Origin of the sequence: Desulfosporosinus sp. HMP52 (genome assembly GCF_000765145.1) — a bacterium.
Classification (GTDB): Bacteria; Bacillota; Desulfitobacteriia; order Desulfitobacteriales; family Desulfitobacteriaceae; genus Desulfosporosinus.
Genome location: NZ_JMGA01000004.1, coordinates 21710 through 37118, shown reverse-complemented (window position 1 = coordinate 37118; position 15409 = coordinate 21710). Strand labels below are relative to the sequence as shown.

Sequence of the window (15409 nt, the reverse complement as noted above, 5' to 3'; positions counted from 1 at the left end):
GGGTGATAAAATTGAACATGCAAAACACCACCATGACTGAACAGGATATTATCACGGATCTGTTAACTTCAGAGAAGCATCATACAAACACTATTAATACTTTTATCACTGAATCGACCTGCGCCAACTTAAGGCAAAACTTAAAGACTATCCTGACGGAAGAACATAATATTCATGAAAATCTATACAATGTCATGAACCAAAAGGGGTGGTACCCGACCAGTGATGCTCCTGCCCAAGAAGTGCAGAAAACTAAAGATAGATTTAACTCCTTACAACTTTAAGGATAGTTTTAAACAAAAAGACGGAGCTCAGCTCCGTCTTTAAACACCTTTTTACTCTTTGTCAACTTTTACGGTTTTAACTTCTTCCGGTTTGTCATCTTCAGTTGCAGATTTAAATTCTTTTATCCCTTTACCTAGTGCTTTTCCTAAGTCAGGTAATTTACCAGGGCCAAAAATCACTAGAGCTATTACAAGAATAATTCCCGCGGTCATAGGAGTGACAAAGCCAAATGTTGTAAGCATAATAAGCACCTCCAAAACTATCTAATCATTCTCTAATCATATACTTAAAACTAATAAATTGCAAAACCAAGCAATATGATTATCCTACCCTATTAAGCGAAATAGCGCAATATGTTTTCGATGGAAAACTTGGCTAACCCTATTAATGAAAAAAGACCGAACTCTGTCAGTCTTTTTGTTGTTATTCGCTATCCTTTTCCTTAAATAGTTTTTCATACCCCAGATACAGATTCCAAATAACATCCCATAGCTCTCCATGAGCCTCGGTTACTTTTATTCCTAATTCTTTGGCTTCTCGTCGTCCGATTGGATATCCATGAGAATAGTATCCTTCTGTCAAAGCGTGAGTGACAATCTGAATTTTTTCCGGATTATTTTTAAGCATATATAAGGATAATAGGGTTTCTGCATATTGTCTGGAAGCCTTAATTGTTTTTTCATAGTCTCCAATGAGCCATGGGTCAAGCTTACTAAGCATTTGGGCAGCAATCATCGATGAAACTTCCGGGTTGGTACTATTAACAATCGACCTTTGAAAGAAATCCAAGCAATGCCAAACTGCTTGAACCGGTACTAAAACGTCTTTATAGGTTGGATGCTTAACCAACGGATCAATAGGCCCCAGCTCTGAAATCGGTCCCATAACGACTTCATCCGCCCCAAGAACAAGCATAGATGCCGCCGATTTTGCCACAAAGGGTACGATTACTGCAAATTCTTCACAAAATTCTCGAATTAGCATTACTACTTTATAGGGTGTGTCTACGGCTCCTCCATAACTGTGCAGAACTAAATCGATTTTTGTGGTATGACCGATTTCCTTTAACTGTTTATAAAGGGGGACTAAAATAGAGTCATCTAAGGGTGTATAAGAAAAATAGATTAAAACTTTAGATTTTCTCAATTCTTCAAGTCGCTCAATGTAACCGGCCCGTTCTTCTGCTTTCAACATCAATCCCCCCACGCTCTTCCTCGCATTCCATATTATTCCTAATGGAAGCGCGTTGTGATTTGCGAAGAGAAAATTTTTCCATCTATTAACAGTAAAGTGTAAGCAGCAGAACCGGAGTTCTAGTAGATAAAAATCTCATTGCCAATTTCTATAGTCCGTCCTCCAATTTTATAATTAATTCAGACTTTCATCACAACACTAAGCTCTCATTGAATAGAATTGTAATTGTCTTATCAAAAACCTTCTTTATGGCATACGCTGCTGCAGTGGCAACGTCTACGACACTCTGGCCTTTATTGATTGCTTTGATGACTTCTGAATCATAAGGTATTTTACCAACACAAGGAAGGTCGGATTTCCGACAAAATGATACGATTTTTTTGGTGTTTTCATTATTTGTATCGTATTTGTTAATACAAACGGCAGTTCTGGTGTGAAACTTTTCTGCAGTCTTAATAATCCGTTCCATATCACTAATACCGGAAATAGATGGTTCTGCGACAATTAAAACCATATCTACACCACTTAAAGAAGCGATGACCGGACATCCTATCCCTGGAGAACCGTCAATGATGGCTAGACCTGTGTCTATTGGGGCTGACTTCATCTGTTTTTTCACTTCAGTGACAAGTTTTCCTGATGTACCGCTCCCCATTTTCAGCTCTGCTGTTGAAAACACTGAATCATTAACGTATAGCATCAAATCTCCGGCTTTAGCAGGTTTAAGAGATACGGCTCCTACCGGACAGACAGCTTCACAAACACCACAACCTTCGCAAGCATATGGATCCACTGTATACTTAACTATTCCTTCAATTGCTTCAAAGCGGCAGCTTTGTCTGCATAAGTCACATTGGTTACATATATCCGGATCTATCTCTGCCTTAGGCATGCCATAATAGACTGATTGTATAGGTGCAGATGCTTGATTCATGATCAAATGCAAATTTGGTGCATCAACATCACAATCTGCATACATTTTTGCATTTGCTAACTTAATAAATGCGCTAACAAGGGTCGTTTTCCCTGTACCACCTTTGCCACTAAGGATTAGTAACTGTTTCATGAGATCCCTCCTGAGTCACAACCTGCAGGATTGAAGAAAACAGATCATGGTACTTTTTATTCTCTCTCACGGATATTTGAGCATTAGAATTAAGGGTTCCGAGAGCACTGTCAAAGGGAATCTGGCCAATAACTTTAATATCCTTTTCTATACAAAATTTCTCGGCAGGATTTTCCCCCTCCACACATTTGTTCAGTATCACACCATGAGGTTTTTTAAATAACTTGACCAGCTCATAGACCAGATTAAGATTGTGAACTCCGAATAAGGTTGGCTCAGCTACTAAAATACAATAATCTGCATCCTTGATACTCTCCATGACAATACAGGCACTACCGGGTGGACAATCGATCATGATGAGTTCCGGCCCATTTACGATGTCTTGTAAAAGCTTCTTAATTATGGGTACTCCCGACAATTCCCCAGGATTTAATACTCCTGTCATGACAGTAACATTTTCTGAAACACCGTACTGAACCTGGCCAATCGGCTTGTCTTTTTCCCTAAAAGCATGCTCCGGACAAAGCAAGATACACCCTCCACAGGAATGACAAACGTTTTCAAAAACTATTAGCTTATTAATAATAAAGGCTAAGGCATTGAACTTGCAGAATTCAACACATTTACGGCAGCCACTACACAGCTTTTCATCGGAGATAGGAATTTTGACCGCAATGCTTTCCGAGGCATAATTCTTCGGCTTAAAAAACAGATGCCCATTGGGCTCTTCTACATCGCAGTCTATATAGAGGGATTCCTTAGCTACTGAGGCTAGATTTACTGATACAAGTGTTTTTCCTGTGCCACCTTTGCCGCTTAGCACAGCTACCTTCATACTAGTTGCCTCCATGACCATGAAATCCAGGATGAATATCTTCTAAAACCGGAAGTTTTCCATCATTTAAGGCACATATGTTATCTTGAACAGAGAAATTAATGGTCTTATACAATTTTATATTGGCTGTCTTGAGAACTTCTGCGGCATTTTCTCCACATTGAGGAGTAATTATGGCATTAATATTACTGTCGACAATTGTTTGGGCGGCTTTAATACCTGCCCCGCCCTGGCTGGCTATTGCGCTATTATCTAAAAAAACACTCTCCTTGGAATCGGTATCGTAAATAAGATAATAGGGTGTACGTCCGAAGGATTGAGAAACACTTGTTGACATAGACTTATCATCAACGGGTATGGCTACTTTCATTGGGAATCCTCCTTTAGGGCAATTTTTGACTTTCATAGTAATTATTAATGGCATTACGCAATGCACTGACTCCTAGGTTTGAGCAATGCACCTTATTCTCCGGCAAACCATCCAGAGCCCGGACGATATCTTCTTCCGTAATACTTAAAGCATCCTCTAAGCTTTTACCTTTAGCTAATACTGATGTCATACTGGAGGTTGCAATCGACGCACAACAGCCAAAAACTAAATAGCTGATCTCTTGGATGGTATTATCCTGTACCTTGAGGAAAATGATCAGTGCATCTCCGCAAGATGGATCTCCGTAGACTCCTTGGGCATTGGCATCCGGCATGCTATAGGAATTTTGGGGACACATAAAGTGTTCCATTACTTTCTCGGAATAAATAGTCATTCACCTCCCTTATCATTTGGGGTAAAACCTCTGTCACATTTATGTCTGAGGCAACCACCACAACCGCAGGATTTTTCTAACCCGTCACAAAGCTGATAATCCCCACCTTCTATTCTTAACACTTTGCCATTGACTAAGGATTCTGCAAGTTTTTTTCGAGCATCATTGTAAATTCGTTGAACAGTAGTACGGGCAATCTTCATTTGGTCAGCACACTCTTCTTGGGTAAAGCCTTCTAGATCGATAAGCCTTATTGTTTCATATTCATCTACAGTCATAACTACGAAGTGCTCTAGATTTATTTGGTTATTGAGTGGCCCAAAACGATTGCTTTCCGGTAAACAACACACTTTTCTCCATTTTCTTGGTCTTGGCATTATCCTACTCCTCATTATTCATTATTTCTAATCCTTAACTATCTCCTACTTAGCACAGAAGCCGTGCAGTTATGAAACTGTCATGACTAGTACTAAAAGTAACAGGAGAATTCTCCTGCCACTTTTACTGCTAATTTTGACTCATAATTTGCTTGTTAAGGTCATCAAGTTTTCTTTCCAGCAGCTCTTTTTGCTTTTGCAACAATTCCCTTTTCTGTTTTGGCTCAATTAGATCATTGGCAAAATTCTTCCCCGGACCTCGTCGGTAGCCTGACCCTAATCCTAAGCCAGTACCATTACCTGATGAGCTGTTTGGTCCTGTTCCATCTCTTCTTGGCATTAGCTATTACCCTCCCCTTAGTTATTGACATATGCCCTTAATAACTTGAATTATACTCCGTTTTGAACATATGTCAATAATGCTTAGGCTCGATTTATCGAATAAATTTGTAATTGACATATGCCCGGTACATAGTATAATTAAATCGAATATGGCATATGTCAATAACTAATTGTACCTATTTTCTTAAATTATAGCATAGTTAAGTTTTTCATTTAAATTCTTTTATCTTCGGAACGGGCGTATCCCAAGGAATAACTAACATAATTTTGAGAGTTAACTTGCGGAAGAGGAGAGCTAAAAATGATCAATGAAAAAGATTTGCGTCCCCAAGATATGGGACGGCGGGATGAACAACTGATTAAACTCGAAGCAGACAAACTCATGCCCTTACTGCCACCCTATAATAAGCCCGGCATGGAACCCCCTCTAACTGATCCAAAGCCCGCTTGGCAAGAAAAATTCTGTACATCTCTTGATGGCTATGTTGGTATTGATACCTTAATTCGTCCAAAAACCAAGGACGAAGAAGATGAGTTCGTACGCAAATTCATCTTTGGCCTAGAAAAAAGCTTTTCGGATGCCAACAACGGAGTGCTCCAACCCTTCCTATTATCCTTCGAATACTGCGCAAAATGTGATACTTGTTCTGCTGCCTGCCATATCTACGAAGCGTCTGGAAAAAACGAATTATATCGTCCTATTTTCCGCTCGGAAGTCCTCAGGAAAATTGTCAAGAAGTACTTCAGTCTAAGCGGAAAACTACTGGGTCGTTTCGTCGGAGCTGATATCGATGTGAACTGGGAGACCATAGCCCGTCTCGGGGAATTAGCATACCGCTGCAATCTTTGTCGGCGTTGTGCTCAAACCTGCCCCTTAGGCTTAGATAATGCTATCCTCACCAAAGAGATTCGTAAGATCTTCAGCCAAGAAATGGGCATAGCCCCTCTTCCCTTACATACCAAAGGTACCGTTCTCCAACTGAAAACTGGCTCCTCGACAGGCATTACCAAACCGGCTTTCCTGGACACGATTGAGTTTTTGGAAGAGGAAATCGAAGAGAAATATGGTCGGAAGATTAAGTTCCCCATTGATAAAAAAGGTGCAGATATTCTGCTCTTACATAATGCCGGCGAGTACATGGCTTGGCCTGAAAACCCTATCGCTTTTGCCATTCTTTTCGAAGAAGCTGGTCTAGACTGGACTCTAAGTAGTGAAATCACCGGATATGATAATGTCAATTATGGCATCTGGTACGATGATTTCCAAGCCAAGACCCTGGCTGTTAAGCAAATGAAAGTGGCCAAAGAATTAGGAGTCAATCGTATAGTTATTGCAGAGTGCGGTCATGCCCACAAAGCTTCGGCAATTGTAGGAGATCGGATGGTTTATGGGGATGCAAAAGTTCCGGTTGAGAGTTGTCTCCCTCTCCTTTGGGATATGGTTAGGGATAAACGGTTAAAGCTAGATCCCAGTAAGAATAATTTTCCCGTAACCCTTCACGATCCTTGCAATTATGTCCGAGGGATGGGAATCGTCGAACCTCAGAGAAATGTTTTGAAAGTGATTAGTCCTCAATTTAGAGAAATGACACCTCACGGAGTTGACAATTACTGCTGCGGCGGAGGCGGCGGGTTTGCCATTACGAATTCGATGAATTTCTCCGAATGGAGAAATAAAATAAGCACTCGGATGAAGTTTAACCAGATTCTTGGAGCCTTCCAGGACAGCATGGAAAATGTTTCAGTCCCTAAATATGTTTGTGCACCTTGTTCTAATTGTAAAGGAGCTATTCGTGACATTCTGGAGTTCTATGAAGCAACCGAGAAATTTAATGTTCAATATGGTGGTTTAGTAGAACTAATGGTCAACGCACTAGTTGGTATGGATAAACCTTTCCTGGAGTTTTTAGAAGATTAGATTTAATGGTTATTGGTTTATTCTCCAAGGCGGTTAAAATGTTGGAAGTGCCTTCTTTAAACAGTATCCTCCGGCTGTTTGAGAAGAAAACCTCCATAATATAATCATGAAAGCACGTTGAACTGGACACTCAACGTGCTTTCACTGTTTTGGCTCCCCGGGGAGCTTTTTTTCTAAGTTTTTCTGCCGGAACAAATTTGTAGTACAGGGGGAAATTAGAGTACAATGAACTTTGAGAAAAGATGTCAAGGCAGTAAGATTAAAGCTAAAGGACGGTAATTATGTTCGAAGAAAACGAAAGCATTTCTAGAGTCGATCTATACGGTAAAGAATTCATTCTAATCGGAACTGCTCACGTATCCAAGCAAAGTGCAGAACTTGTGAAAGAAGTTATTGAAGCGGAAAGGCCTGACTCAGTTTGTTTAGAATTAGATGAACCACGCTATCAAACAATCATTGAAGGTAATAAGTGGAAGGAAACTGATATCTTCAAGATTATTAAAGAAAAGAAGGCAACTTTACTGCTAATAAATCTTGTAATCTCTTCCTTTCAAAAGCGTCTCGCCAAACAATTTGGAATTAATGCCGGTCAAGAGATGATTCAAGGGGCTGAGTCTGCCAAAGAAATAGGAGCCAACCTAGTACTGGCAGATAGAAACATCCAAATTACCTTTTCCCGGATTTGGCAAGGTGTAGGGTTCTGGGGAAAAGTTAAGCTTCTTACAGGGATTTTCTTTAGTATTTTTGATGATGAAGACATTTCTGAAGAGGATCTGGAGAAGATGAAATCACAGGATATGCTTAATTCCATACTTAATGAATTTACCGTAAGCTTCCCAAAGTTAAAACTTCCTTTGATAGACGAACGAGATCAGTATTTAGCACAAAAAATTAAAGACGCCCCAGGAAGCAAAGTTGTGGCAGTCTTAGGGGCTGCCCACGTCCCCGGAATCAAAGAAGAACTGAAAAAGGAGCACGATTTAGCAAAGCTCTCTGAAGTACCAGCGCAATCAAAAACCCTCAAAATTATCGGTTGGTCTATTCCCCTTCTAATCCTGGCAGTTATGGTCTATACCTTTATTGCCAATCCTGCTGCTGGAATTCAGCAAACTATAAGTTGGGTACTCTGGACCGGATCCTTTGCTGCCTTGGGAACTGCACTTGCTTTTGGTCATCCTCTGACGATTCTTACATCCTTTGTCGTAGCTCCTATCACTACCTTACACCCTCTGATTGCAGCCGGATGGTTTGCCGGAATTGTTCAAGCCTATCTCCGCCGCCCCAGTGTTCGAGATTTTGAGAATCTTTCCGAGGATGTTTTTAGCCTTAAGGGTTTTTGGAATAATAAGGTCACCAGAATTCTGATTATTGTTACCTTAGCCAACTTAGGCGGCTCAATCGGAACTATAGTAGGTGGAGCGGATGTTGTCCGTCTATTCCTCGAGAATTTGTAGTATTTAGAGGCATAAGTGAACACCTGCAAATCACAACATCCACTTACAAGAAGTGAATGTTGCGGAATTTATAAATCTTATTGTTTGTGTTCGAGATAGTAGTTATAGTAATCCTTATAACCAGTTGCCTGGGCAGCTTCTTTAGGATTCTGATAGTGGTTGATGCTAAAAGCTACGAACCCCCTTACATAAGCAGATTCTCTGGCCAGTTGCTCACTAATCCGATGTTGTTTAGCCGATAAATATTCCGTGCCATTAACCTCAAAAGTTTCTGTGATGGCATAGAGAGTCATTCCGATTTCGTCCGTAGCCTTCCTTGTATAGGCATAAATTTGATCTAAATGATTCAGGGAGTTAAAGCCTGCTCCAATACTATCCTGCAAGGCAAGAATATCGATCCCTGTATCATATAAAATATGATGCACACTATAGGCCCAAGATGCCAAAGTAATATTCCAGGTCAACTGAGCTTTATAGTAGGGAGCAACCATGATATCTTGGGAACTGTTAGCCTTGATGGTGTTGGCAATCTCTTTAAAAAATCTATTCAGATCTGCCTGTTGGAAAATACTCAGGGCTGTTAGCGGGTGAAACTCATAGGGAATATACCAACCTTTTAGTGCTTTATGTCCACCATACATCCTAACAATCTCTAATACCATTTGCTTGTTGACTTCAGCCTCGTCCTCCAGCCAGGTATGTTCATAAATATCGTTAGACCACCAGTCATGGCTATACCCTAGACCAATACGCACATTCATGCCTATACTATCGGCGGCACTCAAGGCAGTTTCAACCATATCGATACTATTACAGGTGTATCCTTCCATCTTCGTTGGATAAACCGCGTACTGAGATTTGGTATCAGCAATGTTCTGAAGGATAATTTCACTAATTCCTATCTTTTGCAACATTTGATACTCTTCCAGCCAACGATCAAAGTCCCAGTTTTGACAGTACCAATATTGAATAAACGTGCTGCCAAAGGTTGGGCGAATTTTAGCTTTCTTAGGGGATCTTCGGCAAAAGTAGTAAATCCACTTCCACCAATTACAAAGCACCCGCCATATTCTCATAGGTCACTCCCCTTTTTGCTTGGATTCTTTTTATTGTTCACTCTTTTTGTTTGTTCTCTTTTCACTTGTTCTCTTTTCACTTGCTCTCTTTTTGCTTGCTTTCTTTTTGCTTGCTCTCTTTTTGCATTCGCCATCGTACAGTGTGTATTCCATCTACATAGTTTATGAAATCTTTCAATGGATTTCTCAGAAAACCGGATAATTGCATTTGGATATATTCACCAAATACTAAATATAATCTTAAAATGTAAAGTGGAGCTATTCTAATATTCCTGAAGGTTCATACAGGGGTGATAGTTTGAAAGATAAAGACGATTTGTTGGACTCAGAGTTACCTAGGGCCCCCCAGAATCAATATACACGGCGTAGATTTATTAGCCTTGGCCTGTTAGGTACTCTTGGCTTGACTGGAGGTTATATTGCCATTAATAATGTCTTAGATGACGAACATCAAAACAAATTAATAATACCGAAGCATATCCCAACTCCACAAAAATGGTCAAACTCTGAAGTTACTGTAGCCTGGCTGGGCCATGCCAGTTTTTTGATTAACTTTTTCGGAACTAGAATTCTTATTGACCCCGCCTTATATTCACACATTGGTATTACTCCCGTAGGGAACCTGACAATAGGCCCCAGTCGTTACATCGCTTCACCTTTGAAGAGTGATGAAGTTGGTCCAATAGATTTGATGCTGGTATCCCACGCTCACACAGACCACTTTGATTATCCAACTTTACGCAAGTTCCAATCAGCAAATACCTTTGCTATTACTGCCAAAAACACTCTCCCCCTGTGGAACGGTATGAACTACAAATCTATTGAAGAGCTACACTGGCAAGAAACTACCTGCTTGGCTGGAGTCACGGTTAAGGCCATCGAAGGAAAACACTGGGGAGCCAGAATACCCTGGAAAAAAGGTATGGAAGCCAACAGTCTCTTATTATCTAAAAACGGTATAAATATTTTCTTCGGAGCCGACACAGGCTATACGGAATTAATCAAACAACAACTGAATGGGATACCCATTGACTTAGCGATCCTGGGTATTGGGGCATATTCACCAAAGTCTTTTGAGGATAAGCATGCAACTCCTGAACAGGCCTGGAAAATGGGCGAGGAGATGTCAGCAAAATGGGTTATCCCTATGCATTGGGGGGCTTTTAAGCTATCTAGAGAGCCCATGGATGAGCCTATCCTGCGTTTCCGCCAAGCGGCTGCGGGGCAAATCGAAAAAGTGGCTATCCAAGAGACTGGAGTGACTTGGGTATTGCCTCGTTCGTAGAATCGCATAGGTCCTTCGGGGCAGGCAGCTTCGCCCACATCCGTACACTCAGCATTCCGAGGCTCGCCCACTCGCTTTCGCGGGAGCGATCTTCAGCGGATAAGTATTCTTTGGAGATAGCCGCTTCAGCGAAAATGTCCACCGGACACTTTCGTGCCAAACCTCCGGGTAATACCTGAGGTGAACCCGTGGCTTCGCTTCCCACGAAAGTTTTGTGTGCTTTACCGCCTCTCCATGCAATGAGTTCACTCCTGTGGATCGAAGCCGCCCTGTCTTTCAGGTCTTTTATCCTAAGAGTGTTTTGGGGTGTTTTCATGGTAGCCATTCATGCCGCTACTAAGGCAGCACCGTCAGAGGATGAACTAGGGTCCTTGGAGCAGGCGGCTTTGTCCACATCCTGCAAGACCTGCTAATTCGAGCGAAGACAGTGTTTCTTGTCAATCAACATTCCGGGGCTAACCCACGCGCTTGCGTGGGAGCGTCTTCAGCGGATAAGTATTCTTTGGAGATAGCAGCTTCAGCGAAAATGTATCCTACGCCGTTAGGGATTCCTTAAGGGATCACGGCTTCGGCGATACTCTCCACTGGAGACTATCGTACCGGACACTTTCGTGCAAAACCTCTGGGAAATATCTGAAGTGAACCGCTGGCTACGCTTCCCCGGGCAAGCTTTGTGGGCCCTATCGCCTCTCCATGAAATTCGTTCACTCTTGTGGGTGAAACCACCCCTTTGGGGGTAGATGATGAAAATCTAAAGGACTGTCTTCCTAACACGCTAAAGATTTCGCAGAGCCTTACCTGAGCCCCACCTAAGTATTGCTTTCACTCCTAGCAAGCTGGCTGGAGAAGCGCTTTTCTGCAAAGCGGTTGCGTCAGTGGAACCGCGCTAAGGCGAATGCCGACGGTTCGCGTCCTCGTAGCGCGCCGCAGGACTTGTCCATGGATGGACTGATGCCGCGGTGCCCGAAGACACTGTCTTCGCACGTATTAGCCTTCTTGCAGGATGGCAAGGAGCGGCACACATGCAGGCATACCCGGAGGTTCGGACGCGCTCGCGAACCGTCCAACGAACCAGCGGTGGAACTCGCAGACGCGTGCAGAAAAGCGCTCCCCCAGAGCCCGACAGAACCGTACCCTGTATCCAAAAGATCTGGCTCAAATCTGAAACTTAAAGAAGCCGCTTGAAAGCGCTCAAAAACTTTAATAGAGGTGACTCTCAATGAAATTCAAAGAATACCCTTACCTAAGACCCAACATTACCGAACTGCAGTCAGAGTTTAATACCCTTCTCGATAAGTTTCGCCAAGCTCCTTCTTACTCCGAACAAAATGCCTCCCTGACCCAGATTAACCTCTTGCGAAGCGAGTTCGAATCAATGTCCCAACTCGTCTCAATCCGCCATTCCGTAGATACCACAGATTCCTATTACGAAAAAGAGCAGGAATACTTCGATGACACAACACCGATCTATCAAGGATTGATTTCCGAATTCTATCAAGCATTGCTTACTTCTCCTTACCGTGAGGAGCTGGAAGGACAATGGGGCAAACAATTGTTTAATATAGCAGAATTAACCCTTAAAACCTTTAAGCCTGAGATTGTTGAAGATCTGCAGTTGGAAAACAAATTGTCCACGGAGTACACGAAGCTGCTTGCCTCTGCTAAAATTCTGTTTGAAGGAGAAGAACGCAATCTTTCAGGTTTAGGGCCCTTCTTACAGTCCGAAAATCGTGAGCTGAGAAAGCGCGCCAACGAGGCAAAATATGGCTTCTTCAAAGAACAGGAAGCAAAGCTTGACCAAATCTTTGCTGAGCTTGTCAAGGTCAGGACTAAAATCGCCCAGAAACTAGGCTTTGCTAATTATATCGAGCTAGGATATGCTCGTATGCTTCGTTCCGATTATACCCCGGAGATGGTGGCCAAATTCAGAAAGCAAGTCGAAGAACAGATTGTTCCTGTGGCGACGAAGCTTCGAGAACGGCAACAAAACCGCCTCGGTTTGGATGAACTCTTATATTATGATGAGAAGTTCAGCTTCCTTAGCGGCAATGCTAAGCCTCAAGGAGATGCTGACTGGATCATTGAAAATGGACGTCGTATGTACCAAGAACTATCTCCGGAGACTCATGAATTTTTTAGCTTCATGCTCGAAAATGATCTGATGGATCTGGTCACTAAAAAGGGCAAGGCCGGGGGCGGGTATTGTACTTATATCAGCAAATACCAAGCACCCTTTATCTTTTCCAATTTTAACGGAACTTCCGGTGATGTAGACGTACTTACCCATGAAGCAGGGCATGCCTTTCAGGTTTATTCAAGCAGAAGTCATACCTTACCGGAATATCAATGGCCGACTTATGAATCCTGTGAAATTCACTCCATGAGCATGGAATTCTTTGCCTGGCCATGGATGGAGCTATTCTTCAAGGATGCTGCCAATAAATATCGCTTTACTCACTTGAGTGAAGCCCTTCTCTTTATCCCTTATGGAGTGACTGTTGATGAGTATCAGCATTATGTTTACTCTCATCCCCAAGCATCACCCTCTGAAAGGAAAGCCGCCTGGCGTTCACTTGAGAGAAAGTATCTTCCCCACCGCAACTATTCAGATAATGAGTACTTAGATCAGGGGGGTTACTGGCATCAGCAAGGGCATATCTTCAACGCTCCCTTTTACTATATTGACTATACCTTAGCTCAAATTTGTGCCTTCCAATTTTGGAAGAGGTCTCAAGAAGAGAGAGAAAGCGCTTGGCAAGATTATCTAACTCTTTGTAAAGCAGGTGGCAGCAAATCCTTTCTTGAATTAGTAAAGCTTGCCCACTTAATTTCTCCCTTTAAAGAAGGAGCAGTTCAATCGGTTATTGGTGAGATAGAAGAATGGCTGGCTGGGATCGATGATTCAAAGCTTTCGTAAATTCTCCAGTAATATGGTCTAGTAGCTACATCCTCCATATAATTAAGCAAAGTATTACCTGCAGTTAATTAAAAAAACTATGGCTCGGAATCGTGCATAATCACAATTCTCAAGCCGTAGTTTTTTTCTATAAAATTAACCGCTGAAAAATATTAATTCAAGCGGTTAATTGTTTGAGACTTATAAAATTCTCAAGATACATTTTAGTATAATTATTTACCAGCTGGCTTTTGGGGTATCTCAACCTTCACACCTGATTGATCATGACAACTTTGGCAATAGGCTTCGCCGCCCAGTCCTTGTTCTTCATGACATTCATAACACTGTTTCCACGGTTGCTGGTTATTCATAACAGCATATCCATGTCCTTTCGGTCCATGAATCCAAGTTTCTTTAGGTACCGTCGAATGCGGATTTTTAGGATCAGCGTCACGAGAAAAATACAGCACAGCTATTAAGGCTGCTAATAAGCTAATTGTAATGAGGGTTCTTATGACGCGCTTTTTGCGTTCCATCAGGCAAAGTCCCCCCTGTCATAATGGTATAAGCATCTACTGTTTTCCAGAACCTTCTAAAGAGTTTTAAGCACGATTCGAGCTTGCTCTAAGGTTTTGTCAATGTCCGAATCAGTGTGTGCCGTGGATAAAAAGACGGCTTCAAATTGACTGGGGGCTAAGTAAATGCCGCCTTCTAACATGCCGCGAAAGAACTTGGCAAATTTCTCTACATCGGAGGAACAGGCACTGGCATAATCTCTGACGGGAGTGTCTGTAAAGAAGGCCGAAAACATAGCACCGATAGAATTAACCCAAATTGGAAGCCCGGCTTCTTGGGCAAGCTCTTTTAAGCCATTAGAAAGCCGTGCAGTCAGGGCTTGTAATTTCTCATAAGTTCCCGGTTGCTGCAACAATTTTAAGGTGGCTAACCCTGCGTTCATAGCTAGTGGATTACCTGAGAGAGTTCCGGCTTGATAAATCGGACCACTGGGAGCGATCTGGGACATATATTCTCGTTTTCCACCGTAAGCACCAACTGGGAGTCCCCCTCCGATTACCTTACCAAGACAGGTCAAATCGGGATCAATCCCAAAATAAGCCTGGGCACCCCCGTAGCTAACTCTGAAACCAGTCATTACTTCATCAAATATCAATAATGCCCCATACTCTTTGGTTAAACGTCTCAGTCCCTGTAAAAATTCTTTCTCAGGCAAGACAACTCCCATGTTCCCTGCTACCGGTTCCAGAATTACACAAGCAATTTCCTCACCTTCACGCTTGAAGATCTCAGTCAATCCTTCAAGATCATTGAACTGAGCTGAAATTGTAGTAGCTGCCGTTTGAGTTGGAACCCCCGGAGATGTGGGCACACCAAAGGTAAGGGCACCACTTCCGGCTTTGATTAAAAGTTGATCCGCATGACCATGATAGCAGCCCTCAAACTTTACGATCTTGGATCTGCCTGTAGCCCCTCGGGCTAAACGCAAAGCACTCATGGTCGCTTCTGTTCCGGAATTGACCATACGTACCATTTCCATGGAAGGATAAGCTTTCAGTACTTCTTCTGCTAAGATGGTTTCAACTTCAGTAGGGGCACCGTAACTAGTCCCTCGTTCAGCCACTTGCTTAATCACTGCAACCACATCGGGGTGAGCATGTCCAAGGATTAAAGGACCCCATGATCCTACATAATCAATGTATTGATTGCCATCAATATCCCAAATGTAAGCCCCTGCACCCCGGTCGATAAACACGGGATCCCGTCCGACGGATTTAAATGCTCTGACCGGTGAATTAACACCTCCGGGAATCACCACCTGGGCTTTAGCAAATGCTTGACGGCTTTTTTCATCGACGAAACTCAATAACCTATCTCCTTTCTAAATGGATTCCTCTAATC

General features: G+C 42.4%; 17 protein-coding genes. 5 read left to right on the top strand and 12 right to left on the bottom strand.

The window, feature by feature from the left end; genetic code table 11:
• The first annotated feature begins 17 nt into the window (after nucleotides 1-17).
• Complete coding sequence (locus DP73_RS01675) at nucleotides 18-284, top strand: spore coat protein (protein ID WP_052090332.1); 267 nt, start codon at nucleotides 18-20, stop codon at nucleotides 282-284.
• Nucleotides 285-335: 51 nt separating this feature from the next.
• On the opposite strand, the gene tatA is transcribed toward DP73_RS01675, so the two are convergent.
• The 8 genes from tatA to DP73_RS01635 form a co-directional block, all read right to left on the bottom strand.
• Nucleotides 336-527, bottom strand: a complete 192-nt coding sequence (gene tatA, locus DP73_RS01670; protein ID WP_014902163.1) for a twin-arginine translocase TatA/TatE family subunit — start codon at nucleotides 525-527, stop codon at nucleotides 336-338.
• A gap of 181 nt (nucleotides 528-708) precedes the next feature.
• Complete coding sequence (locus DP73_RS01665; protein ID WP_034597004.1) at nucleotides 709-1479, bottom strand: peptidase; 771 nt, start codon at nucleotides 1477-1479, stop codon at nucleotides 709-711.
• A gap of 190 nt (nucleotides 1480-1669) precedes the next feature.
• Complete coding sequence (locus DP73_RS01660; RefSeq protein WP_034597002.1) at nucleotides 1670-2545, bottom strand: ATP-binding protein; 876 nt, start codon at nucleotides 2543-2545, stop codon at nucleotides 1670-1672.
• Nucleotides 2523-3380 (bottom strand): ATP-binding protein, encoded by an 858-nt coding sequence (locus tag DP73_RS01655; protein ID WP_034597000.1) that lies wholly within the window; start codon nucleotides 3378-3380, stop codon nucleotides 2523-2525. Before DP73_RS01655 ends, DP73_RS01660 begins: the two co-directional genes overlap by 23 nt.
• Before the next feature lies 1 nt (nucleotide 3381).
• The gene (locus DP73_RS01650) at nucleotides 3382-3750 is read right to left on the bottom strand and encodes a NifB/NifX family molybdenum-iron cluster-binding protein (protein ID WP_034596998.1); all 369 of its coding nucleotides are present in this window, start codon (nucleotides 3748-3750) and stop codon (nucleotides 3382-3384) included.
• Between the two features lie 13 nt (nucleotides 3751-3763).
• Complete coding sequence (locus DP73_RS01645) at nucleotides 3764-4144, bottom strand: iron-sulfur cluster assembly scaffold protein (RefSeq protein WP_034596996.1); 381 nt, start codon at nucleotides 4142-4144, stop codon at nucleotides 3764-3766.
• A complete protein-coding gene (locus tag DP73_RS01640; RefSeq protein WP_034596995.1) occupies nucleotides 4141-4521 on the bottom strand; it encodes a DUF134 domain-containing protein in 381 nt (126 codons plus the stop codon). The genes DP73_RS01645 and DP73_RS01640 overlap by 4 nt, the downstream gene beginning before the upstream one ends.
• Nucleotides 4522-4651: 130 nt before the next feature.
• A complete protein-coding gene (locus DP73_RS01635; RefSeq protein ID WP_034596993.1) occupies nucleotides 4652-4861 on the bottom strand; it encodes a DUF5320 domain-containing protein in 210 nt (69 codons plus the stop codon).
• Nucleotides 4862-5164: 303 nt separating this feature from the next.
• On the opposite strand from DP73_RS01635, the gene DP73_RS01630 reads away from it, so the two are divergent.
• Together DP73_RS01630 and DP73_RS01625 are read left to right on the top strand one after the other, a co-directional pair.
• Nucleotides 5165-6781 carry a (Fe-S)-binding protein gene (locus tag DP73_RS01630; protein WP_034596991.1) on the top strand — a complete coding sequence of 539 codons (1617 nt, stop codon included), beginning with the start codon at nucleotides 5165-5167 and terminating at the stop codon, nucleotides 6779-6781.
• Nucleotides 6782-7062: 281 nt separating this feature from the next.
• The gene (locus tag DP73_RS01625; protein WP_034596990.1) at nucleotides 7063-8235 is read left to right on the top strand and encodes a TraB/GumN family protein; all 1173 of its coding nucleotides are present in this window, start codon (nucleotides 7063-7065) and stop codon (nucleotides 8233-8235) included.
• Between the two features lie 77 nt (nucleotides 8236-8312).
• On the opposite strand, the gene DP73_RS01620 is transcribed toward DP73_RS01625, so the two are convergent.
• Together DP73_RS01620 and DP73_RS23270 are read right to left on the bottom strand one after the other, a co-directional pair.
• Nucleotides 8313-9311, bottom strand: coding sequence for a DUF4434 domain-containing protein (locus tag DP73_RS01620; RefSeq protein WP_034596988.1), 999 nt, complete (start codon nucleotides 9309-9311; stop codon nucleotides 8313-8315).
• Nucleotides 9308-9445 carry a hypothetical protein gene (locus DP73_RS23270; RefSeq protein ID WP_165574366.1) on the bottom strand — a complete coding sequence of 46 codons (138 nt, stop codon included), beginning with the start codon at nucleotides 9443-9445 and terminating at the stop codon, nucleotides 9308-9310. The genes DP73_RS01620 and DP73_RS23270 overlap by 4 nt, the downstream gene beginning before the upstream one ends.
• 164 nt (nucleotides 9446-9609) lie before the next feature.
• Between DP73_RS23270 and DP73_RS01615 the strand changes: the two genes are divergently transcribed.
• Both DP73_RS01615 and DP73_RS01605 read left to right on the top strand, forming a co-directional pair.
• Entirely contained in the window at nucleotides 9610-10596 is a 987-nt protein-coding gene (locus DP73_RS01615) for an MBL fold metallo-hydrolase (RefSeq protein WP_081962907.1), read from the top strand.
• Between the two features lie 1219 nt (nucleotides 10597-11815).
• The gene (locus tag DP73_RS01605; protein WP_034596985.1) at nucleotides 11816-13513 is read left to right on the top strand and encodes a M3 family oligoendopeptidase; all 1698 of its coding nucleotides are present in this window, start codon (nucleotides 11816-11818) and stop codon (nucleotides 13511-13513) included.
• A 212-nt stretch (nucleotides 13514-13725) separates the two neighbouring features.
• Here the strand turns inward: DP73_RS01605 and DP73_RS01600 are convergent, their stop codons facing one another.
• Both DP73_RS01600 and hemL read right to left on the bottom strand, forming a co-directional pair.
• The gene (locus tag DP73_RS01600; RefSeq protein WP_034596984.1) at nucleotides 13726-14028 is read right to left on the bottom strand and encodes a hypothetical protein; all 303 of its coding nucleotides are present in this window, start codon (nucleotides 14026-14028) and stop codon (nucleotides 13726-13728) included.
• A gap of 56 nt (nucleotides 14029-14084) precedes the next feature.
• On the bottom strand, nucleotides 14085-15374 hold the full coding sequence (gene hemL, locus DP73_RS01595; RefSeq protein ID WP_034596982.1) for a glutamate-1-semialdehyde 2,1-aminomutase: 1290 nt from the start codon (nucleotides 15372-15374) through the stop codon (nucleotides 14085-14087).
• Nucleotides 15375-15409 lie beyond the last annotated feature (35 nt).